This is a genomic window from Ramlibacter sp. (assembly GCA_019635435.1).
GTDB lineage: Bacteria > Pseudomonadota > Gammaproteobacteria > Burkholderiales > Burkholderiaceae_C > JAHBZM01.
The window spans coordinates 800,278-820,067 of sequence record JAHBZM010000001.1; the positions used below are offsets into that span (position 1 = coordinate 800,278).

Here is a 19,790-nt window from a genome sequence, read left to right on the forward strand (position 1 = left end):
GCCGCGGCGTCGCTAACGTCGAAGTACCTCATTGATGTCGATTGACTCATCTCCCCGGCCCACCAGCAGGCGGGATCTGATGGCGCGGCTGGCGGCGCCGGTCCGCTACGACATGGCCATCATCGGTGGAGGCGCCACCGGCCTGGGTGTGGCGCTGGACGCGGCCACGCGGGGACTGAGCGTGGTTCTGGTCGAGTCCCATGACTTTGCCAAGGGCACATCGTCGCGTGCGACCAAGCTGGTGCACGGCGGGGTGCGCTACCTCGCCCAGGGCAACATCGCGCTGGTGCGCGAGGCCCTGCACGAGCGCACCACCTTGCTGCGCAACGCGCCTCACCTGGCGCAACGCCTGCCGTTCGTGATGCCGTCCTACAAGCTGTGGGAAACGCCCTTTTATGGGGTGGGCCTCAAGATGTACGACGCCCTGGCAGGCTCCGCCGGACTGGGGGCGACAGAATTCCTGGGTCGCGAAAAGACGCTGGCGCTGCTGCCCAATGCCCAGGCGGACGGCCTCAAGGGCGGCGTGAAGTACTGGGATGGCCAGTTCAATGATGCGCGCCTGGCGCTGGCGCTGGCGCGCACGGCCGCCTTGCACGGGGCGTTGCTGGTGAACTACTGTGCCGCCACGGGGCTGATCCACCAGGACGGCAAGGTGGCCGGGCTGGTTTGCGAGGACCGCGCCAGCGGGCAGTCCTTCAATCTCCAGGCGGGGTGTGTGGTCAATGCGACCGGCGTCTGGGTGGACGAGATTCGCGGCAAGGATGGCGACGCCACCGGCCGCGCCGCCCGCCCCATCGTGGCGCCAAGCCAGGGGGTGCACCTCGTGGTGGACCGCGAGTTCCTGCCGGGCGATCACGCGCTGATGGTGCCCAAAACGGCTGACGGCAGGGTGTTGTTCGGTGTGCCCTGGCTGGGCAAGGTCATCCTGGGCACCACCGACACCCCCCGGCATGATCTGGCGCGGGAGCCTTCGCCTTTTCGCGAGGAGGTTGATTTCATACTGGGGGAGTCGGCGCGGTACCTGGCGCGCGCGCCGCGCCGGCAGGACGTCAGAAGTGTCTGGGTGGGGTTGCGTCCGCTGGTGAAGCCGCCCGATGATGACGGTGAAAACACCAAGGGCCTGAGCCGGGAGCACACGGTGCTGGTCAGCCGCAGTGGGCTGGTGACCGTCACAGGGGGCAAATGGACCACTTACCGGGCCATGGCTGAAGATGTTCTGCAGAAATGTCTGGACAAGGGCCTGATCAAGGCCTCTGCGGCGGGAGTGACCACCAACTTGACCCTGATCGGTGCCGAGGTTCCCTCGGCGGGTGGTCCCCGCATCTGCGACGAGCCCGGTTTGCATTCCTACGGATCGGAATCGTCGCGGGTGATTGCATTGCCCGGCAGCGGCCATTCGCTGGGAGGAGGCCTGACGGAGGCCATGGTTCGCTTTGCCGCCCAGTATGAGTATGCGCTCACTGTAGAAGATATTCTGGCCAGGCGGTCCCGCCTTCTGTTTCTCGACGCCCGTCTTGCCGCCTCCCTGGCGCCAGAAGTGGGGCGCCTGTTGCAGGAGGAAACCGGCCTTGATCCCCAGACGCAAGCCTTCGTCGCCCTGGCGCAGCACTATCTACAGTTGCCAGGCTGAAGGCATTTGACAAGCAATTCAGGGTTTGCCATAATCGCGGGCTGCGCTCAAAAAGCGCGGGGAAAGTTCAATTGAACTTCCAGCTCCGCCCAGCGGAAGCGCCATGAATGGTTTGTGGCGTGGACGACGGGCCCAAGACTGACCGGTGGTGTGCGGTGGCCTCGTGGCCCGCCAAAGACCCCTGGTGCAAGTTGGGAATATTGAAAAATGATCCAGACTGAATCCCGGCTCGAAGTCGCCGACAACACCGGTGCAAAGTCCGTTCTTTGCATCAAGGTGCTCGGCGGTTCCAAGCGTCGCTACGCCAGCGTGGGCGACATCATCAAGGTGAGCATCAAGGAAGCCGCTCCGCGTGGCCGCGTCAAAAAGGGCGAGGTCTACAGCGCAGTGGTGGTCCGCACCGCCAAGGGCATCCGCCGTGGCGATGGCTCGCTGGTCAAGTTCGACGGCAATGCCGCCGTGCTGCTCAATAACAAGCTGGAGCCCATTGGCACCCGCATCTTCGGCCCGGTGACGCGTGAACTGCGCACCGAGAAGTTCATGAAGATCGTGTCCCTGGCTCCTGAAGTTCTGTAAGGACGCGTCATGAACAAGATTCGCAAAGGCGACGAAGTCATCGTGCTCGCGGGCCGTGACAAGGGCAAGCGTGGCAAGGTCACGTTGCGCAAGGACGACTCCCACGTGCTGGTCGAGGGTATCAATCTGGTGAAGAAACACACCAAGCCCAACCCCCTCAAGGGCACCACCGGCGGCATCGTTGAAAAGGCCATGCCGATTCACCAGTCCAACGTGGCGATCTATAACGCGTCGACCGGCAAGGCTGACCGCGTGGGCATCAAGGTCGATGGTGACAAGCGCGTTCGCGTTTTCAAGTCCAGCGGCGAAGAAATCAAGGTGGCATGACCATGGCACGACTGCAACAACATTACCGCGAGAAGGTGGCTCCCGAGCTGACCGCCAAATTTGGCTACAAGTCTCCGATGGAAGTGCCCCGTCTGACCAAGATCACCCTGAACATGGGTGTGTCCGAAGCGGTTGCCGACAAGAAGGTCATGGACAACGCGGTGGCCGATCTGACCAAGATCGCCGGGCAAAAGCCGGTGGTGACCAAGGCCAAGAAGGCAATCGCCGGGTTCAAGATCCGTGAAGGCCAGGCCATTGGCTGCATGGTCACGCTGCGTGGCGTGCAGATGTACGAATTCCTGGACCGCTTCGTGACCGTGGCGTTGCCGCGTGTTCGTGACTTCCGCGGCATTTCCGGTCGTGCGTTTGATGGTCGGGGCAACTACAACGTTGGCGTGAAAGAGCAAATCATCTTTCCCGAGATCGAGTACGACAAGGTCGACGCGTTGCGCGGCCTGAACATCAGCATCACCACCACGGCGAAAAACGACGAAGAGTGCAAGGCGCTCCTCGCTGGTTTCCGCTTCCCGTTCAAGAACTGAGGCGAACCATGGCAAAAATGGCTCTGATCGAGCGCGAACTCAAGCGGGACAAGCTGGTCGCCAAGTACGCGCAGAAGCATGCGGAACTGAAGGCGATTGCCCGTGATCCGAAAAAGAGCGACGAAGAGCGCGCTGCGGCCCGGCTGGGTCTGCAAAAGCTCCCGCGCAACGCGAACCCCACGCGTCAGCGTAACCGTTGCGAAATCACTGGCCGTCCGCGCGGCACCTTCCGTCAGTTCGGCCTTGCGCGCGCCAAGATCCGTGAAATGGCTTTCACCGGGGATATCCCCGGGGTCGTCAAGGCCAGCTGGTAAGCCAGGCAGGAGAGATACAACATGAGCATGAGTGATCCCATTGCCGACCTGCTGACCCGCATCCGCAACGCGCAGATGGTGGCCAAGCCCACGGTGTCGGTTCCGTCTTCCAAAGTGAAGGTGGCTATTGCCCAGGTCCTGAAGGACGAGGGTTACATCGACGGTTTTCAGGTCAAGACCGAATCCGGCAAGTCCGAACTCGAAATTGCCCTCAAGTACTACGCTGGTCGTCCGGTCATTGAGCGCATTGAGCGCGTCAGCCGCCCCGGTCTGCGCGTGTACAAGGGCCATGACGCCATTCCCCAGGTCATGAATGGCCTCGGCGTGGCGATCGTGACCACCCCCAAGGGGGTCATGACTGATCGCAAGGCGCGCGCTACCGGTGTCGGTGGCGAAGTGCTTTGCTACGTCGCCTAAGGGAAGGAGCAGAAAATGTCCCGAGTAGGAAAAATGCCAGTCGCCGTCCCGCAAGGCGTGGATGTGTCGATCAAGGAAGACCAGATCAGTGTCAAGGGTTCGGGTGGCACATTGATGCTGGCCCAGAATGCACTGGTCAAGGTCGTGAACAAGGATGGCAAGCTCAGTTTTGAGCCGGCCAACGAGTCCCGTGAAGCCAACGCCATGAGTGGCACCATGCGCCAGCTGGTCAACAACATGGTGGTGGGCGTGACCAAGGGCTTCGAGAAGAAGCTGAGCCTGATCGGCGTGGGTTACAAGGCCCAGGCCCAGGGCGCCAAGCTCAACCTCACGGTGGGCTACTCGCACCCCGTGAACAAGGACATGCCGGCTGGTATCACCGTGGCAACGCCGACTCCGACGGAAGTCGTGATCAAGGGTGCTGACCGTCAGCGCGTGGGCCAGGTGGCCGCTGAAATTCGTGCGATCCGACCGCCCGAGCCCTACAAGGGCAAGGGTATCCGCTATGCGGATGAGAAGATCACGATCAAAGAGACCAAGAAGAAGTAAGGAGCTGCAAAATGTTGACCAAAAAAGAGCAGCGTCTTCGCCGGTCCCGTCAGACCCGCATCCGCATCGCCACGCAAGGCGTTGCGCGCCTGACGGTGAATCGCACCAATCTGCATATTTATGCCAGCGTGATTTCTGGCGACGGCACCAAGGTGCTGGCCAGTGCCTCGACCGCAGAGGTCGATGTGCGCAAGTCGCTGGGCGGCGCCGGCAAGGGTGGCAACACGGCTGCAGCGCAGGCAATCGGCAAGCGCATTGCCGAAAAGGCCAAGGCGGCTGGCGTCGAGAAGGTTGCATTTGACCGCGCAGGTTTTGCGTACCACGGCCGCGTCAAGGCGCTGGCGGATGCGGCGCGCGAAGCGGGCCTGCAGTTCTAACGAACACGGAAACACATCATGGCAAGAGTTCAGGCAAAAACCCAAGGTGACGGTCCCGAAGACGGGATGCGCGAGAAAATGATCGCGGTGAACCGCGTGACCAAGGTGGTGAAGGGTGGCCGTATCCTCGGCTTCGCTGCGCTGACCGTGGTTGGCGACGGTGATGGCCGCGTGGGCATGGGCAAGGGCAAGTCCAAGGAAGTGCCGGCTGCGGTGCAGAAGGCCATGGAAGAGGCTCGCCGAAACATGACCAAGGTGTCGCTGAAGAACGGCACGATCCACCACAATGTGACGGGTCATCATGGTGCGGCATTTGTGATGATGGCGCCGGCCCCCAAGGGCACGGGCATCATTGCGGGCGGCCCGATGCGGGCGGTTTTCGAGGTGATGGGCATTACCGACATCGTGGCGAAGAGCCATGGGTCGTCCAATCCTTACAACATGGTTCGCGCCACCTTTGACGCGCTGCGCAATTCCACGACTCCCTCGGACGTGGCGGCCAAGCGTGGCAAGCAGCTCGAAGAAATCTTCGCCTGAACTGGAGATCGAAGATGACTACCCAACAAACTGTCAAGGTCCAGCTGGTTCGCAGCCCGATCGGGACCAAGGAATCGCACCGCGCCACCGTCCGTGGCCTGGGTCTGCGCAAGCTCAACAGCGTGAGCGAATTGCAGGACACGCCCGCCGTGCGCGGCATGATCAACAAGATCAGCTATCTGGTCAAAGTGCTCTAAAGGCTTCCCATGGAACTCAACACTATCAAGCCGGCTGACGGCGCCAAGCACGCCAAGCGTCGCGTCGGTCGCGGCATTGGGTCTGGCCTGGGCAAGACTGCCGGGCGTGGCCACAAGGGTCAGAAATCCCGTTCCGGCGGCTTTCACAAGGTTGGCTTCGAAGGCGGGCAAATGCCGCTGCAGCGCCGCCTGCCGAAGCGGGGTTTCAAATCCCATCTGCTCAAGTTCAATGCCGAGGTGACACTGACGGCGCTCGACAAGTTGGGTCTGGCCGAAGTCGACCTGCTTGCGCTGAAGCAAGCAGGGCTGGTGGGCGAGATTGCCAGGGTGGTCAAGGTCATCAAGGCTGGTGAAATCAAGACCGCCGTGAAACTGGTCGGGATTGGTGCGACGGCTGGTGCCAAGGCGGCCATTGAAGCCGCTGGCGGCTCGGTGGCTTGAGACTCCAGGAATTAGAGGACAGTACGAGTGGCAACTAGCCCCGCTTCCATGGCAAAAACCGGCAAGTTCGGCGACCTGCGTCGCCGGCTGGTTTTCCTGCTGCTTGCGCTCGTGGTTTACCGCGTTGGCGCGCACATTCCTGTACCTGGCATTGACCCGGGTCAGCTGCAGCAGCTTTTCAAAGGCCAGCAGGGCGGCATCCTGAGCCTGTTCAACATGTTCTCGGGCGGGGCGTTGTCGCGTTTTACCGTGTTCGCGCTGGGCATCATGCCGTACATTTCGGCGTCGATCATCATGCAGTTGCTCACCTATGTCGTTCCGACGTTTGAGCAACTGAAAAAGGAAGGCGAAGCCGGTCGCCGGAAGATCACGCAATACACGCGTTACGGAACCTTGGGCTTGGCGATTTTTCAGTCCCTCAGCATTGCCGTTGCACTTGAGAGTTCGGCGGGGCTTGTGCTGAATCCCGGCTTTGGATTTCGGATGACGGCGGCCGTCAGCTTGACGGCTGGGACCATGTTTCTCATGTGGCTGGGGGAGCAGATCACCGAGCGCGGGCTGGGAAATGGAATCTCCATCCTGATTTTTGCCGGTATCGCCGCGGGATTGCCGAACGCGATAGGCGGGCTGCTGGAACTGGTTCGCACGGGTGCGATGAGCATTCTCGTCGCGGTATTCATCGTTGCGGTTGTGATGCTGGTGACCTACTTCGTCGTGTTTGTGGAGCGTGGGCAGCGCAAGATTCTGGTCAATTACGCCCGACGCCAGGTTGGAAACAAGGTCTATGGCGGGCAGTCGTCTCATCTTCCGCTGAAGCTGAACATGGCCGGTGTGATTCCGCCGATCTTCGCTTCGTCGATCATCTTGTTGCCGGCGACCGTGGTGAACTGGTTCTCCACGGGTGATGCCATGCGGTGGCTCAAGGACTTTGCGGGTATGCTGACACCGGGCCAGCCGATCTATGTTCTTCTGTATGCCAGTGCCATTGTGTTCTTCTGCTTTTTCTATACGGCCCTGGTGTTCAACAGCCGTGAAACGGCCGATAACCTTAAAAAGAGTGGCGCTTTCATTCCGGGTATTAGGCCGGGTGAGCAAACCGCCCGTTATATCGACAAGATTCTGGTTCGACTGACTTTGGCGGGCGCGGTGTACATCACCTTCGTCTGTTTGCTGCCGGAGTTCCTGATTCTGAAATACAACGTCCCGTTCTACTTTGGTGGAACTTCGTTGCTGATCATTGTGGTGGTGACCATGGATTTCATGGCACAGGTGCAGAACTACATGATGTCCCAGCAATATGAGTCGCTTCTGAAGAAGGCCAATTTCAAGACATCACTCGGTGGTTGAGGCGGCATGGCCAAGGACGATGTCATCCAGATGCAGGGTGAGGTTGTTGAAAACCTGCCAAACGCGACTTTCCGCGTGAAGCTTGAAAATGGGCACGTGGTGCTCGGACATATTTCAGGAAAGATGCGGATGCATTACATCCGCATTCTTCCGGGTGACAAAGTCACCGTTGAGTTGACGCCCTACGACTTGTCGCGGGCACGTATTGTGTTCCGCGCCAAGTAAGCGCGAGTTTTAGGAGAACAGTTATGAGAGTTTCGGCTTCGGTCAAGAAAATTTGCCGCAACTGCAAAATCATCCGCCGCAAGGGCGTGGTTCGCGTGATCTGTACCGATCCGCGCCACAAGCAGCGTCAAGGCTGATTGCAAGAGTTTTAGAGGATCAACATGGCACGTATCGCTGGCATCAATATTCCGCCGCATCAACATGCAGAAATCGGCCTGACCGCCATTTTTGGCATTGGTCGCACTCGCGCTCGCAAGATTTGCGAAGCAACGGGCATCGCCTACTCCAAGAAGGTCAAGGACCTGACGGACGGGGACCTTGAAAAAATCCGCGATGCGATCGCTCAATTCACGATTGAAGGCGATTTGCGCCGCGAGACCACGATGAACATCAAGCGCTTGATGGACATCGGGTGCTACCGCGGTTTCCGTCATCGCCGTGGTCTTCCGATGCGGGGTCAGCGTACGCGTACCAACGCTCGCACCCGCAAGGGGCCGCGCAAGGCCGCTCAGGCTCTGAAGAAATAACCGGGAAAGAGAAACGTCATGGCAAAATCTCCCGCCAACAACGCTGCGCAACGTGTGCGCAAGAAGGTCCGCAAGAACGTGTCCGACGGTGTCGCGCACGTTCATGCGTCCTTCAACAACACGATCATCACCATCACTGATCGCCAGGGCAATGCATTGTCCTGGGCCTCTTCGGGTGGCCAAGGCTTCAAGGGCTCGCGCAAATCTACGCCTTTCGCTGCGCAGGTTGCGTCCGAAGTTGCAGGTCGTGCTGCCATTGAGCAAGGTATCAAGAACCTTGATGTCGAGATCAAGGGCCCGGGACCAGGCCGCGAATCCTCGGTGCGGGCACTCGCAGCTCTGGGTATCCGTATCAATTCCATCGCTGACGTGACTCCGGTGCCGCACAACGGTTGCCGCCCCCAAAAGCGTCGTCGAATCTAAATTTCATTCAAGCCCACCGCCGGAAGCACCAAGACTCCCGGCTCCCGCAGCATCAGGTTGCGGAAGATGATGTAAAGGAAACAAAGTGGCACGTTATCTCGGCCCCAAGGCCAAACTCTCCCGTCGTGAAGGCACGGATCTTTTCCTGAAGAGCGCTCGCCGCTCGATCAGTGACAAGGCGAAATTCGACTCCAAGCCAGGCCAGCATGGCCGTACGTCCGGCCAGCGCACCTCGGATTTCGGTTTGCAGCTTCGCGAAAAGCAGAAGGTCAAGCGCATGTACGGCGTGCTGGAGCGCCAGTTCCGCCGCTACTTCGAAGAAGCAGATCGTCGCAAGGGCAACACGGGCGCCAATCTTTTGTTCATTCTCGAGTCTCGTCTGGACAATGTGGTCTATCGCATGGGCTTCGGTTCCACGCGTGCTGAGGCACGTCAGCTGGTCTCGCACAAGGCCATCACCGTGAATGGCCAGCCGGTCAATATTCCGTCGTATCTGGTCAAGACCGGTGATGTGGTTGCTGTTCGTGAAAAATCGAAAAAGCAGAACCGGATCGCTGAAGCGCTGCAGCTGGCTCAACAAGTTGGCTTGCCGGCCTGGGTTGAAGTCAACGCCGACAAGGCCGAAGGAACCTTCAAGAAGGTTCCTGACCGTGATGAATTCGCGGCCGATGTCAATGAATCGCTGATTGTCGAACTGTACTCACGCTGATTCGAACTGTTTTTTTGTTCCCACCCGCGAAGCTTCGCGGTCTGGGCGCTTCACCAGCCTTACCGGTGTAACGAGCCGGGGGTATTGAGAGGAAGTCTGAATGCAAACCAATTTGCTGAAACCCAAAACCATTAACGTGGATCACCTTGGCGCCAACCGCGCGAAGGTGACGCTTGAACCGTTTGAGCGCGGCTATGGGCACACGCTGGGCAACGCCCTGCGCCGGGTACTGCTGTCGTCCATGGTGGGTTACGCAGCGACCGAAGTCACGATTGCTGGCGTGCTTCACGAATACTCCTCCATTGACGGGGTTCAGGAGGATGTAGTCAGCATTCTGTTGAATTTGAAGGGCGTGGTGTTCAAACTGCACAACCGCGACGAGGTAACCCTCAGTCTGCGCAAGGACGGCGATGGCATCGTGACGGCGGCGGACATTCAGACGCCGCATGATGTTGAAATCATCAATCCAGACCATGTGATCGCCAATCTTTCTCAGGGCGGCAAGATCGACATGCAGATCAAGGTCGAAAAAGGCCGTGGCTATGTTCCCGGTACCATGCGCCGGTATGCCGACGAGCCCACAAAATCCATTGGCAGGATTGTTCTCGACGCATCGTTCTCCCCTGTCAAGCGGGTGAGTTACACCGTGGAAAGCGCACGGGTTGAGCAACGGACCGATCTGGACAAGCTCGTCGTTGAGATCGAAACCAACGGGGCCATTACGGCAGAAGACGCCGTACGCGCTTCCGCCAAGATCCTGGTCGAGCAGTTGGCCGTTTTTGCTCAACTTGAAGGCAGTGAGTTGGCGGCGTTTGATGCGCCGGTGCAGCGCACCAACCAGCAGTTCGACCCGATTCTGCTGCGTCCGGTTGATGAGCTGGAGCTGACCGTGCGGTCGGCCAACTGCCTGAAGGCTGAAAACATCTACTACATCGGCGATCTGATTCAGCGCACTGAAAACGAGCTGCTCAAAACGCCGAATCTGGGACGCAAATCCCTGAATGAAATCAAGGAAGTGCTCGCGTCACGCGGCCTGACCTTGGGAATGAAGCTTGAGAGCTGGCCGCCGGCCGGGTTGGACAAGCGTTAAGTCAACGGTGAAAACAGGACTGAAGAGCAGTCTTGGACTTGTGGTACCTGATCCGGCCATGAGATTAATAAAGTAAAGGAAAGCACCATGCGTCACGGCCACGGCCTTCGTAAATTGAATCGCACGAGCGAGCACCGCCTTGCCATGCTCCGCAACATGATGAACTCGCTCATCGAGCACGAAGTCATCAAGACGACCGTTCCCAAGGCGAAGGAACTTCGCCGCGTGGTCGAGCCGATGATCACCCTTGCCAAGGAGCCGACGCTCGCCAACAAGCGCCTGGCGTTTGATCGGCTTCGCAGTCGGGACAGCGTGACGAAGCTCTTTGCGGATCTTGGCCCCCGATTCAAGGCTCGCCCGGGTGGGTACACGCGGATATTGAAAATGGGTTTCCGCGTGGGGGACAATGCGCCCATGGCGCTGGTCGAGTTGGTGGATCGTCCGGAAATTTCGGATGCTGACGGAGCTTCTGCGGCTCAAGACTGAGTTATAATTTCAATTGCCGCGCGATGGAGCAGCCTGGTAGCTCGTTGGGCTCATAACCCAAAGGTCGCAAGTTCAAATCTTGCTCGCGCAACCAATCAGTTAGCGGTTCTCGCTAATAGCAAACGCCCACTTACAAGTGGGCGTTTTCGTTTTTGCCTCCCTTGTTTGTGAGTCGTCTCTGTGTGTGCATACATCACCGGTTCGGTGTGAAGTTGGCCTTTGGACACGTCGGAGTGCCCGGGCTAAGCTGCCATGCTTCTGTCACGGAATGCTGCCAAGCTCGGCGTGAAAATTGCTGCGAAAAGGTAAGGGTTACTATTTAGCCGCAACATATGAAAGCTTCATAGAATGAAATCACACCCATGACTGTTTTCGCCAACAGTCATTGGGATTCTTCTTTGTCCATTCGTTTTAATGTAGGGGAATACCATGGCGGATAGTCTGCAAAAATGGGTAGGCCGGAATCGGCCGCCTCGAGTCCAGATCACGTACGACGTTGAAATTGGCGACGCCGTGGAGAAGAAGGAGTTGCCAATGGTTGTGGGGTTGCTGGCGGACCTGTCTGGCCAGCCCGCTACGCCGTTGCCTAAACTGAAGGATCGCCGCTTGGTTGAGATCGACCGCGATAACTTCAATGAAATCATGGGCAAGATCAGTCCTCGATTGGACATTTCGGTGCCTGACACCATGAAGGGTGAGGGCAATTTGAAGATTGAACTCAATTTCAAAGAGTTTGATGATTTTCATCCGGAGGCAATTGTCAAGCAGGTGCCTCGCTTGGCCAAGTTGCTCCAGGCCCGTCAGGAACTTCGTGACTTGCTGGCCAAGCTTGATGGCAACGACGAACTGGATGGACTCCTCGAGAACATCGTCGCGAACACCGAAGAGCTCAAGGCGCTGCAAACCGAAGCGAATGCTGGTGCGGAAGCGCCGTCCGACGAAGCGGCTCCTGCCGCCTGATAACCCATTCTGGTGCGCTGAAGTTGGTGCATCTCAACAAATTGGAACGGTGAATCGAAATGGCTGAAACTCAAGCAAGCGCAGAAGGCGGTGCCGCAAGCGCGACCAGTGAAATGACACTCTTGGACAAGATCGTTCACGAGGGAAATATGGCTGTTGAGCCCTCCCAAGGGCCTTATGCCAAGAAACTGATCGGGCAATTTGCGTCCCAGATTTTGGATGAAGGCATGAAGGCGGCTCCCGACAAGGGGGTGGTTGCCATGATCAACGAGCGTGTCGCTGAGATTGACAAGCTCCTGACTGATCAACTGAACGCAATCATGCATGACTCGAGCTTCCAGGCGCTTGAGGCGTCATGGCGCGGGTTGCATGACATGGTTTTCGGAACCGAAACCAGCACGCGGCTCAAGCTTCGGTTGCTGAATGTCACCAAGAAGGAGTTGTTGAAGGATCTTGAGTCGGCGGTTGACCATGACATGAGCGTCCTGTTCAAGAAGGTGTACGAGGAAGAATATGGAACCTTCGGCGGGAATCCTTATTCACTTCTGATCGGCGATTATTACTTCGGGCGGCACCCGCAAGATATGGCCTTGCTCGAGCGCCTTTCCAAAGTCGCCGCGGCCGCTCACGCGCCGTTTATTGCGGCGGCCGCGCCCGCGTTGTTCGACATGAAGTCGTTCACGGACCTTGGCGTTCCGCGCGACATGTCCAAGATTTTCGAAAGTGCTGAACTCGCTACCTGGCGCGGTTTTAGGGAGTCCGAAGACTCCAGGTATGTGTCCTTGGTGTTGCCGAGTTATGCGGCGCGCCTGCCATATGGTGCGAAAACCATCCCTGTCGATAACTTCAATTTCGAGGAAGACGTCGATGGGAAGGATCACTCCAAGTACCTCTGGGCGAACTCCTGCTATCAACTCGGACTCCGCATCACGGATGCGTTTGCCAAATACGGTTGGTCAACGGCCATTCGTGGTGTCGAAGGCGGTGGCAAGGTGGACGGAATGACGGCCCATGCCTATAAGACGGATGAAGGAGATGTGGTTCTCAAGTGCCCGACCGAAATCACCATCACCGACAGGCGTGAAAAGGAACTGAACGACCTCGGGTTCATTGCCATCGTCAACTCCAAAGGGTCGAATTTCGCGGCCTTCTTTGGCGGGCAAACAGTCAACAAACCGAAGCTTTACAACAAAGATGCGGCCAACGCCAACGCGCAACTTTCCGCTCGGTTGCCGTATGTTTTGGCGGCTTCAAGGTTTGCGCACTACATCAAAGTCATCATGCGCGACAAGATCGGTAGCTTCCAGACTCGCGGAGAGGTGGAGACCTACCTGAACAACTGGATCGCGGACTATGTGCTGATCAATGACACCGCTCCGCAAGCGACCAAGGCGAGGTTTCCATTGGGCCAAGCCAGGGTTGACGTCACCGAAGTTCCGGGAAAGCCGGGCGCATACCAGGCGACCTGCTTCCTGCGCCCGCATTTTCAAATGGAAGAATTGACAGCTTCCATCCGTCTCGTGGCTGAGCTTCCCCCTGCCGCTGCCTGATTTGCCACATCAACATCGAATAAGGAGTAACAAGTCATGGACGTGATCATCCTGGAAATCAAGGATATGAAAGGCAATTGCACCATTGATGGGCATGCCGATCAAATCATTCTCAATTCGTTCAGCCATAGCGTTGCGTTGCCATTGAGCACCGACGTGGCCAACACTGAGCGCACAGCGGGGCGCCCGATGTTTTCGGAAATGAACTTTTCGAAGATGACCGACCAGTCGACACCTGCACTGTATACCGCCTGTACGGAAGGGAAAAAGCTGGGGGATGCGACCATTCACATTGGCCGTAATGAAGGCGGAAAATTCATGTCACTCATGAAGTACGTCCTCACAAATGCCATGGTTTCCAATATCAATACCTCTGGCGGCGGCGGGGTCCCTTCTGACTCGTTTTCGCTGAACTTCACCAAAATCAAATCAGAATTCACTCAGCAGAATGCTGATTCGACCAAGAAGGGCACAGCCTCGTTTGGGTGGGATCTCGCGACCAACAAGGCCGCTTGAACCGCGCGGGGCGGGGGCTCTGTTGAAGTTCGAGCGCGCCTTGCCCCAAACCAAGGGGTATAGGCCTTGTCGGACCTAATTCGAGGTGCGTCGGCCCCACTTTTTGACCGGCTGGGTGCCGAGGCGGAGTCAACTTCGGCTTCTTGGCTCTTGCTCCCTGAACAGTTACAGGAATCAATTGGCCGGGAGTTAGCCAGGCTCTTTAACACGAGGGCCAGGTTGCCCCCGTCCGAATTCATGCACGGAACCGGGACAGTGCTGGATTACGGGATTCCCGATTTTTCAGCGTTGTCAACGCGTCGCGCGGACGACGTCGTGCTGCTCGAGGCCGCCTTGACTCAGGCAATCACTTTTTTTGAGCCTCGACTTCAGAAGGCGTCGGTAAAGATTTTCCCGATTCCGCATCGAGCGAGCTCGGCGGTTGCGCAGATTGAAGGAGAAGTCACCATTGGGCTCAAGGCCCAACGGGTCACTTTCGAACTACAGATCGACGCATCGTCGAACTCACAATGAAGGCTGGCTGACCAGTGACTGAGACCCCGCACAACGATCTGCTCGAATACTACAAGCGCGAGCTTTCATACCTCCGCGCGCAGGGCGCGGACTTTTCTCGCCGATATCCAAAGGTCGCGTCCAGGCTCGCCTTGCATGGGTCTGAGTCGATCGATCCGCACACCGAGCGACTGATCGAGTCAGTCGCATTTTTGGCGGCACGTGTGCACAGGGACCTCGATCGTGACTTCCCGCAAATTGCGGCGGCACTATTGGACAATCTCAGCCCGTCCTTGATCCAACCAGTGCCATCCATGACGATTGCCGAATTCAGGTTGGATCCGTCACAGGGTAAAGTCACGGCAGGTTACTCCATCCCAAAGCACACGGTTCTCTATGCTGCGACTCCCGGGGGAGAGCAATGCAGGTTCCGTACAGCTTGGGAGACCACGCTCTGGCCTGTGTGCGTCAGCGCCGCCCAATTGCCAGGTGATTCCACACTTGGAATCACACTCCAATGTGATGCCGGGGCCGACTTCTCTGAGCTTGAGATCGACACTTTGCGATTTCATTTGCAAGGAGACTGGATGACGGCAATGCCGTTATACGATCTCCTGGTTTCTGGCGTTGGGGCCATCCGAATACGAACCGAAGACGGCGTCACACACCATCTTGGCGGGGAGTCCTGGCGGGAGGTGGGCTATGGCGAGGATGAGGAAGTCCTCCCGCTTCGTCCACACACGCAGCCCGCCTATGGAATGATGCAGGAATATTTTGCGTTCCCGCGCAAGTTCCACTTCTTTGAACTTAAAAATCTACGCGGCAAACTTGGTTCGGGCACATCATGTGACATATCAATTGCACTGAATCGCCCTCAAAGGGGACTCCAGGCCATCACAGAGGAGAACTTTCTGCTTGGCTGCGTCCCCCTCGTGAATCTTTTCCAGCGTACCAGCGAGCCAATCGTCGTTGATCATCGGCACTACGAGTACTTGTTATCCGCCGACCGCCACCGTGGATCGACGACGGAAGTTCATTCCATCCTATCAGTCACGGCGTCCGATCCCAATGCTGATCGCCCGGTCATCGTTCCGAATTTCGCGGCGATGAGCCACATTAAGTCCACAGAGGACGCGATCTTCTGGTCTGCCAGGCGGGAACTGAGCTTAAGGGAAAGCATTTCCGGTACCGACGTCTTCCTGACCTTTGTCGACAAAGACAATGTTATCGACACTCCGTCCGAGCCCGTCGTATACGCGAATCTGCTCTGTACAAATCGGCGATTGGCGGAACAGGTACCCATCGGGGCACGAATGGTGATTGAAGGGGCATCCCAGAGCACGAAAGTGCGCTGTCTTTATGAGCCTACGGCTCAGCGAGACCCTCCTCTTGGAAGTGAAACTCTTTGGCGCCTCGTTTCGCTTCTGACTTTGAATCACCAGTCCTTGGTCGATGGCACGACGGGAGCGAATCAGTTGCGCGAGATGCTCATGCTTTTCGCCTCTGACACCATGCGAGACCATGAACAAATTCGCGGTATCCGGGGCCTCGAAGCACGAAGCATTACCGCGAGGATAGGCAACGATGCCTGGCGTGGCTATTGCCGAGGAACGGAGGTTCTCCTGGAATATGACGAGGAGGCGTTTGTTGGGGGTTCCCCATTGCTGATGTCCGCAGTACTCGCCAGATTTTTTGCAATGTACACCTCGGTCAACTCTTTTGTCCGCCTCGCTGTCCGGCGTGGCGATGAAGTCTGGAAGCAATGGGAACCAATGAGCGGTCGACAAATCGTCCTTTGACGAACCGCCTGCTGGCGAGACCTCAAGGATACAACCTCTTCCAGGCGATCAGCCTCCTGGAGAGAGCGGCACGTGACATGCCTGCGGTGGGGCGCGGGCATGGGGAGCCGGAAGCGGTTCGCCTGAACGCGGTCGTATCGCTGGGATTCCAGCCCAGTGATGTCAGTGTTGTCAAGGAGGGAGCCGCTTCCGGCGAAAGGTTCACGCTTTTGTCGCCTGTTATGTCATTGGCGGGGGCGCAAGGGCCCTTGCCACTGCCATTTACAGAACTGCTCCTGGAGCGCAAGGCTGCTCGGGACCATGCTACTGCCGACTTTCTGGACATCTTCAACAATCGCTTTCTGGGCTTTCTTTACCGGAGCCGCAAGAAGCATCACATGGGCCTGAACTGGCGGTCCCCTGAAGAGTCTTCTCTGGCCGGCGTCCTTGATGCGTTAAGTTCTCTGGGGTTGCGTGCTGGGATCCGGGGTCCGGGAGGGGCTGCTCCATGGCTGCGCCACTCTGGCCTTCTCGGCGGTGCGCCAAGATCCATGGCAGGGCTGCTCGCGCTGTTGGCGGATCGCCTTGGGGTTAAAGTTCGTGGGACGCAATTTTGTGGCGATTGGCGCCAACTTGAACTGGGCGACGTATCGCGCTTGGGGAATGTCCGCACAGGTTCAGCGCTGAGCCTGGGCCGGTCCACCGTGTTGGGGCGGCGTGTCTGGGACCAGGGAGCCGGTATTTCGCTGGCGGTCGCGTCGCTGAGCCTGCCTCGGCTCCGCCATCTGCTTCCCGGCGGGAAAGAACACGAGTTACTGAAATGGTTGATCGCTCGATACGTTCAGCAGGAAATGGGTGTCAGCATTTCTCTGAATGTTGACGCTGCGCAAATCCAGCCTCTGCGCCTGGGCAACTCGAAGAAAGATTCCGAAGGTCCAGGGGCGGTGTTGCTTGGTTGGACTAGTTGGCTGGTCAGCAAACAGGGCAGATCGGGAGAAGGATTGCCACCTGCGCGCTTGCGCCTGGATCGCCAGCGATCCGTTCATGCCTGATGAAGTAGAGAAAAATGGAAATTGACATCCGGACCTTGCTAAGCCGTCTTAATCCCGAGTGCAAGCGCGCGCTGGAACGGGCGGCCGAGTTGTGTGTCCAGCAAACTCATTACAACGTTGATATAGAGCATCTGCTCTTCAAATTGCTGGACGCGCCGGCCCCGGATATCGCCTTGCTGTTCCCAGTCTACGAACTCAAGCTGGATGCCATTCAAGGGCAGCTTCAGGATGCGATGGATCGCTTCAAGCGCGGAAATGGTCGAACCCCGTCATTTTCTCCCAACCTTGCGCCGCTGTTTCAGGAGGCCTGGTTGCTCAGCTCCATGCTGCTTGGGGAGCAGCAGGTGCGATCGGGAACGCTACTGCTTGCCTTGCTGGAAGTCGACAGTTTGCGGGGCCTGCTGCTTGAATCCGCTCCCGGTCTTCTCCAGATACCGCGCGATACGCTTAGGAAAGACCTGGCCGATCTTCTGGTCACGTCAAACGAGGATGCCGGCGGCGCTACCCGCGCAACACAAGCCATACCGCCATTGCCGAACGCGTCCACTCCAGCTGTGCAAGCCTCAGCCATTCAGATGCCAAGTGTTCGCCGCGGATCTGGAAATACGCCGTCGCTTGACCAGTACACCGTTGACATGACCCAACTGGCACGCGACGGAAAAATTGACCCCATCCGGGGGCGTGACGCCGAGATTCGGCAGATAGTCGATGTATTGCTTCGACGGAGACAAAATAATCCCATCCTTACCGGCGAAGCGGGCGTGGGAAAAACCGCTGTGGTTGAGGGGTTTGCGCAGAGGGTCGTCATGGGGGATGTGCCTCCAACTCTGCAAAAGGTATCCGTCAGGATGTTGGATTTGGGCCTGCTCCAGGCTGGCGCGGGCGTCAAAGGCGAATTCGAGAATCGGCTGAAGTCCGTTATCTCTGAGGTGAAAGCTTCCCCTGTTCCAGTTATTCTGTTTATCGATGAAGCCCATCAGCTCATTGGCGCCGGGGGCACTGAAGGACAAGGGGATGCCGCCAATTTACTCAAGCCCGCCTTGGCGCGCGGTGAACTTCGCACTATTGCCGCTACCACATGGGCAGAGTACAAGAAGTATGTGGAACGTGATCCCGCACTTGCCCGCCGGTTCCAGGTCGTGAAAGTGGAGGAGCCTTCCGAGGAGGTTGCAATCGACATGCTCAGAGGCATGGTTGCGACGCTTCAGACCCATCATGCTGTTGAGATCCTGGACGAGGCGGTAAGAGAGGCCGTCAAGCTTTCACATCGCTATATTTCGGGACGGCAACTCCCAGACAAGGCGATCAGCGTTCTCGACACGGCGTGTGCCCGAGTGGCCATTGGTCAAAATGGGTTACCACTTGAGATACAGGACGTCGCGCGTGACATATCCACGGCGGAAAACAAGCTCCGAATCCTGCGCCACGAGGCCGCCACCGGAAGGGAGTCCGAAGGCGCTCAAGAGGTACTGACGAGGGACTTGGACGGACTCCGGCAGAGATACAAGCGCCTGCATGACAAATTGAGTGAAGAGAAAGGCGCCGTTGCGGAAATCGTGGCGCTACGCAAACGCATCGCCGATAACCTGGGTTCTCCGGAATCGGGCGATGGTCCTGACGAGTATGAATGGATGAAGGCCAGTCTCCAGCGGCTTGAGAAGGGCCTTGAAGCAGTGCAGAGCGACGAACCCATGGTTCCGGTTTGTGTGGATGCAAGCGTGGTTGCGCAGGTTATCTCGGGCTGGACTGGCATTCCCGTCGGGCGCATGTTGGCGGACGAGTTGCACACTGTTCTGAATCTCAAAGAAAGGCTGCGCGAGCGTGTGGTGGGTCAGGATCAGGCTCTCGACGCCATTGCCCGGCGGGTACGAACCTTTCGAGCTGATCTCGACGACCCTGGCAAGCCCGTCGGTGTTTTCCTTTTGGTCGGGCCAAGCGGAGTGGGCAAGACGGAGACCGCATTTGCGTTGGCAGATGTTCTGTATGGCGGCGAGCGCAACATGGTGACGGTCAACATGTCCGAATTCCAGGAGGCGCACACGGTCTCCAGTCTCAAGGGAGCCCCTCCCGGGTATGTCGGATATGGCCGTGGCGGGGTGCTGACCGAGGCGGTGCGCAGGCGCCCGTACAGCGTGGTGTTGCTTGACGAAATGGAAAAGGCGCACCCTGACGTTCTGGAGCTCTTCTTTCAGGTATTCGACAAGGGCACGATGGAAGACGGCGAAGGTCTATCGATTGACTTCAAAAACACCTTGATCCTGCTGACCTCCAATGCGGCCCAAGATGTGATCACCGACGCCTGCGAAGGAGGCCGACGTCCGGATTTGCAGGATCTTGCAGACCGCCTGCGTCCAGCCTTGCTTCGCCAGTTCTCGCCCGCATTCCTCGGCCGGATGGTTCTGGTGCCCTACTACCCCCTGGGGGATGAGCAAATCCAGTCAATTGTGAACCTCAAGTTGGGCAAGCTTGCCCAACGTTTCTTAAGGAATCACAAAGCAACTTTTACGTGGGATGCCGAGGTTTCGGGGGCCATCGGGGCGCGATGTACTGAAGTGGACAGTGGTGCTCGGAATGTGGATCACATCCTGACCCAGGCAGTTTTGCCGGAATTGTCGCGCCTGGTGCTGGAGCGGATATCCATGGCCGATCCATTTGACAGCGTTCACATGAGCATGAGCCCTGACGGCATGTTCTGTTTCCAGTTCGGTCCGTCCCGGCTCGGATAGTT

26 protein-coding genes and 1 tRNA gene are annotated in these 19,790 nt (G+C 58.0%); all 27 read left to right on the forward strand.

The annotated features are described in order from the left end of the window. The first annotated feature begins 34 nt into the window (after window positions 1–34). The 27 genes from KF796_03765 (at window position 35) to tssH (ending at window position 19,788) form a co-directional block, all read left to right on the forward strand. Entirely contained in the window at window positions 35–1,630 is a 1,596-nt protein-coding gene (locus KF796_03765; GenBank protein ID MBX3585740.1) for a glycerol-3-phosphate dehydrogenase/oxidase, read from the forward strand. A gap of 207 nt (window positions 1,631–1,837) precedes the next feature. Then, window positions 1,838–2,206 (forward strand): 50S ribosomal protein L14, encoded by a 369-nt coding sequence (rplN, locus tag KF796_03770; protein MBX3585741.1) that lies wholly within the window; start codon window positions 1,838–1,840, stop codon window positions 2,204–2,206. A 9-nt stretch (window positions 2,207–2,215) separates the two neighbouring features. Continuing rightward, entirely contained in the window at window positions 2,216–2,533 is a 318-nt protein-coding gene (gene rplX, locus KF796_03775) for a 50S ribosomal protein L24 (protein MBX3585742.1), read from the forward strand. Between the two features lie 2 nt (window positions 2,534–2,535). After that, window positions 2,536–3,075, forward strand: coding sequence for a 50S ribosomal protein L5 (gene rplE / locus KF796_03780; protein ID MBX3585743.1), 540 nt, complete (start codon window positions 2,536–2,538; stop codon window positions 3,073–3,075). An 8-nt stretch (window positions 3,076–3,083) separates the two neighbouring features. After that, window positions 3,084–3,389 carry a 30S ribosomal protein S14 gene (rpsN, locus tag KF796_03785; GenBank protein ID MBX3585744.1) on the forward strand — a complete coding sequence of 102 codons (306 nt, stop codon included), beginning with the start codon at window positions 3,084–3,086 and terminating at the stop codon, window positions 3,387–3,389. Between the two features lie 21 nt (window positions 3,390–3,410). Next, the gene (gene rpsH, locus KF796_03790) at window positions 3,411–3,806 is read left to right on the forward strand and encodes a 30S ribosomal protein S8 (GenBank protein MBX3585745.1); all 396 of its coding nucleotides are present in this window, start codon (window positions 3,411–3,413) and stop codon (window positions 3,804–3,806) included. A 15-nt stretch (window positions 3,807–3,821) separates the two neighbouring features. Next, window positions 3,822–4,355, forward strand: coding sequence for a 50S ribosomal protein L6 (rplF, locus tag KF796_03795; GenBank protein ID MBX3585746.1), 534 nt, complete (start codon window positions 3,822–3,824; stop codon window positions 4,353–4,355). Window positions 4,356–4,366: 11 nt separating this feature from the next. After that, a complete protein-coding gene (rplR, locus tag KF796_03800) occupies window positions 4,367–4,732 on the forward strand; it encodes a 50S ribosomal protein L18 (GenBank protein ID MBX3585747.1) in 366 nt (121 codons plus the stop codon). Window positions 4,733–4,750: 18 nt separating this feature from the next. Continuing rightward, the gene (gene rpsE / locus KF796_03805; GenBank protein MBX3585748.1) at window positions 4,751–5,269 is read left to right on the forward strand and encodes a 30S ribosomal protein S5; all 519 of its coding nucleotides are present in this window, start codon (window positions 4,751–4,753) and stop codon (window positions 5,267–5,269) included. Window positions 5,270–5,283: 14 nt separating this feature from the next. Then, window positions 5,284–5,466, forward strand: coding sequence for a 50S ribosomal protein L30 (gene rpmD, locus KF796_03810; GenBank protein ID MBX3585749.1), 183 nt, complete (start codon window positions 5,284–5,286; stop codon window positions 5,464–5,466). A 9-nt stretch (window positions 5,467–5,475) separates the two neighbouring features. After that, window positions 5,476–5,907, forward strand: a complete 432-nt coding sequence (gene rplO, locus KF796_03815; GenBank protein ID MBX3585750.1) for a 50S ribosomal protein L15 — start codon at window positions 5,476–5,478, stop codon at window positions 5,905–5,907. Between the two features lie 27 nt (window positions 5,908–5,934). After that, window positions 5,935–7,254: a preprotein translocase subunit SecY gene (gene secY, locus KF796_03820; protein ID MBX3585751.1), complete on the forward strand. Its 1,320-nt coding sequence runs from the start codon at window positions 5,935–5,937 to the stop codon at window positions 7,252–7,254. Between the two features lie 6 nt (window positions 7,255–7,260). Beyond that, window positions 7,261–7,479 (forward strand): translation initiation factor IF-1, encoded by a 219-nt coding sequence (infA, locus tag KF796_03825; GenBank protein MBX3585752.1) that lies wholly within the window; start codon window positions 7,261–7,263, stop codon window positions 7,477–7,479. A gap of 23 nt (window positions 7,480–7,502) precedes the next feature. Further along, a complete protein-coding gene (rpmJ, locus tag KF796_03830; protein MBX3585753.1) occupies window positions 7,503–7,616 on the forward strand; it encodes a 50S ribosomal protein L36 in 114 nt (37 codons plus the stop codon). A gap of 24 nt (window positions 7,617–7,640) precedes the next feature. Next, entirely contained in the window at window positions 7,641–8,006 is a 366-nt protein-coding gene (gene rpsM / locus KF796_03835; protein MBX3585754.1) for a 30S ribosomal protein S13, read from the forward strand. A gap of 18 nt (window positions 8,007–8,024) precedes the next feature. Further along, window positions 8,025–8,429 (forward strand): 30S ribosomal protein S11, encoded by a 405-nt coding sequence (gene rpsK / locus KF796_03840; GenBank protein ID MBX3585755.1) that lies wholly within the window; start codon window positions 8,025–8,027, stop codon window positions 8,427–8,429. Window positions 8,430–8,514: 85 nt separating this feature from the next. Next, on the forward strand, window positions 8,515–9,138 hold the full coding sequence (rpsD, locus tag KF796_03845; GenBank protein ID MBX3585756.1) for a 30S ribosomal protein S4: 624 nt from the start codon (window positions 8,515–8,517) through the stop codon (window positions 9,136–9,138). Window positions 9,139–9,238: 100 nt separating this feature from the next. Next, window positions 9,239–10,228 (forward strand): DNA-directed RNA polymerase subunit alpha, encoded by a 990-nt coding sequence (gene rpoA, locus KF796_03850; protein MBX3585757.1) that lies wholly within the window; start codon window positions 9,239–9,241, stop codon window positions 10,226–10,228. 87 nt (window positions 10,229–10,315) lie between these two features. Further along, window positions 10,316–10,714 (forward strand): 50S ribosomal protein L17, encoded by a 399-nt coding sequence (gene rplQ, locus KF796_03855; GenBank protein ID MBX3585758.1) that lies wholly within the window; start codon window positions 10,316–10,318, stop codon window positions 10,712–10,714. Between the two features lie 17 nt (window positions 10,715–10,731). Beyond that, window positions 10,732–10,808 (forward strand) — tRNA-Met (locus tag KF796_03860). Between the two features lie 335 nt (window positions 10,809–11,143). After that, window positions 11,144–11,674 (forward strand): type VI secretion system contractile sheath small subunit, encoded by a 531-nt coding sequence (gene tssB / locus KF796_03865; protein ID MBX3585759.1) that lies wholly within the window; start codon window positions 11,144–11,146, stop codon window positions 11,672–11,674. A gap of 59 nt (window positions 11,675–11,733) precedes the next feature. Further along, window positions 11,734–13,224, forward strand: coding sequence for a type VI secretion system contractile sheath large subunit (tssC, locus tag KF796_03870; protein MBX3585760.1), 1,491 nt, complete (start codon window positions 11,734–11,736; stop codon window positions 13,222–13,224). 36 nt (window positions 13,225–13,260) lie between these two features. Next, complete coding sequence (locus KF796_03875; GenBank protein MBX3585761.1) at window positions 13,261–13,740, forward strand: type VI secretion system tube protein Hcp; 480 nt, start codon at window positions 13,261–13,263, stop codon at window positions 13,738–13,740. Between the two features lie 66 nt (window positions 13,741–13,806). Next, window positions 13,807–14,253, forward strand: a complete 447-nt coding sequence (gene tssE / locus KF796_03880) for a type VI secretion system baseplate subunit TssE (protein ID MBX3585762.1) — start codon at window positions 13,807–13,809, stop codon at window positions 14,251–14,253. A gap of 14 nt (window positions 14,254–14,267) precedes the next feature. Beyond that, on the forward strand, window positions 14,268–16,031 hold the full coding sequence (gene tssF / locus KF796_03885; protein ID MBX3585763.1) for a type VI secretion system baseplate subunit TssF: 1,764 nt from the start codon (window positions 14,268–14,270) through the stop codon (window positions 16,029–16,031). Continuing rightward, a complete protein-coding gene (gene tssG / locus KF796_03890) occupies window positions 15,995–17,062 on the forward strand; it encodes a type VI secretion system baseplate subunit TssG (protein MBX3585764.1) in 1,068 nt (355 codons plus the stop codon). Before tssF ends, tssG begins: the two co-directional genes overlap by 37 nt. A 14-nt stretch (window positions 17,063–17,076) precedes the next feature. Further along, window positions 17,077–19,788, forward strand: coding sequence for a type VI secretion system ATPase TssH (gene tssH / locus KF796_03895; protein MBX3585765.1), 2,712 nt, complete (start codon window positions 17,077–17,079; stop codon window positions 19,786–19,788). Window positions 19,789–19,790 lie beyond the last annotated feature (2 nt).

Excerpts from the sequence above, each read along its gene's own strand:
- KF796_03765 (MBX3585740.1), top strand. The coding sequence starts at position 35 with ATGTCGATTGACTCATCTCCCCGGCCCACCAGCAGGCGGGATCTGATG.
- rplN (MBX3585741.1), top strand. The coding sequence starts at position 1,838 with ATGATCCAGACTGAATCCCGGCTCGAAGTCGCCGACAACACCGGTGCA.
- rplX (MBX3585742.1), top strand. The coding sequence starts at position 2,216 with ATGAACAAGATTCGCAAAGGCGACGAAGTCATCGTGCTCGCGGGCCGT.
- rplE (MBX3585743.1), top strand. The coding sequence starts at position 2,536 with ATGGCACGACTGCAACAACATTACCGCGAGAAGGTGGCTCCCGAGCTG.
- rpsN (MBX3585744.1), top strand. The coding sequence starts at position 3,084 with ATGGCAAAAATGGCTCTGATCGAGCGCGAACTCAAGCGGGACAAGCTG.
- rpsH (MBX3585745.1), top strand. The coding sequence starts at position 3,411 with ATGAGCATGAGTGATCCCATTGCCGACCTGCTGACCCGCATCCGCAAC.
- rplF (MBX3585746.1), top strand. The coding sequence starts at position 3,822 with ATGTCCCGAGTAGGAAAAATGCCAGTCGCCGTCCCGCAAGGCGTGGAT.
- rplR (MBX3585747.1), top strand. The coding sequence starts at position 4,367 with ATGTTGACCAAAAAAGAGCAGCGTCTTCGCCGGTCCCGTCAGACCCGC.
- rpsE (MBX3585748.1), top strand. The coding sequence starts at position 4,751 with ATGGCAAGAGTTCAGGCAAAAACCCAAGGTGACGGTCCCGAAGACGGG.
- rpmD (MBX3585749.1), top strand. The coding sequence starts at position 5,284 with ATGACTACCCAACAAACTGTCAAGGTCCAGCTGGTTCGCAGCCCGATC.
- rplO (MBX3585750.1), top strand. The coding sequence starts at position 5,476 with ATGGAACTCAACACTATCAAGCCGGCTGACGGCGCCAAGCACGCCAAG.
- infA (MBX3585752.1), top strand. The coding sequence starts at position 7,261 with ATGGCCAAGGACGATGTCATCCAGATGCAGGGTGAGGTTGTTGAAAAC.
- rpmJ (MBX3585753.1), top strand. The coding sequence starts at position 7,503 with ATGAGAGTTTCGGCTTCGGTCAAGAAAATTTGCCGCAACTGCAAAATC.
- rpsM (MBX3585754.1), top strand. The coding sequence starts at position 7,641 with ATGGCACGTATCGCTGGCATCAATATTCCGCCGCATCAACATGCAGAA.
- rpsK (MBX3585755.1), top strand. The coding sequence starts at position 8,025 with ATGGCAAAATCTCCCGCCAACAACGCTGCGCAACGTGTGCGCAAGAAG.
- rpoA (MBX3585757.1), top strand. The coding sequence starts at position 9,239 with ATGCAAACCAATTTGCTGAAACCCAAAACCATTAACGTGGATCACCTT.
- rplQ (MBX3585758.1), top strand. The coding sequence starts at position 10,316 with ATGCGTCACGGCCACGGCCTTCGTAAATTGAATCGCACGAGCGAGCAC.
- tssB (MBX3585759.1), top strand. The coding sequence starts at position 11,144 with ATGGCGGATAGTCTGCAAAAATGGGTAGGCCGGAATCGGCCGCCTCGA.
- tssC (MBX3585760.1), top strand. The coding sequence starts at position 11,734 with ATGGCTGAAACTCAAGCAAGCGCAGAAGGCGGTGCCGCAAGCGCGACC.
- KF796_03875 (MBX3585761.1), top strand. The coding sequence starts at position 13,261 with ATGGACGTGATCATCCTGGAAATCAAGGATATGAAAGGCAATTGCACC.
- tssG (MBX3585764.1), top strand. The coding sequence starts at position 15,995 with ATGGGAACCAATGAGCGGTCGACAAATCGTCCTTTGACGAACCGCCTG.
- tssH (MBX3585765.1), top strand. The coding sequence starts at position 17,077 with ATGGAAATTGACATCCGGACCTTGCTAAGCCGTCTTAATCCCGAGTGC.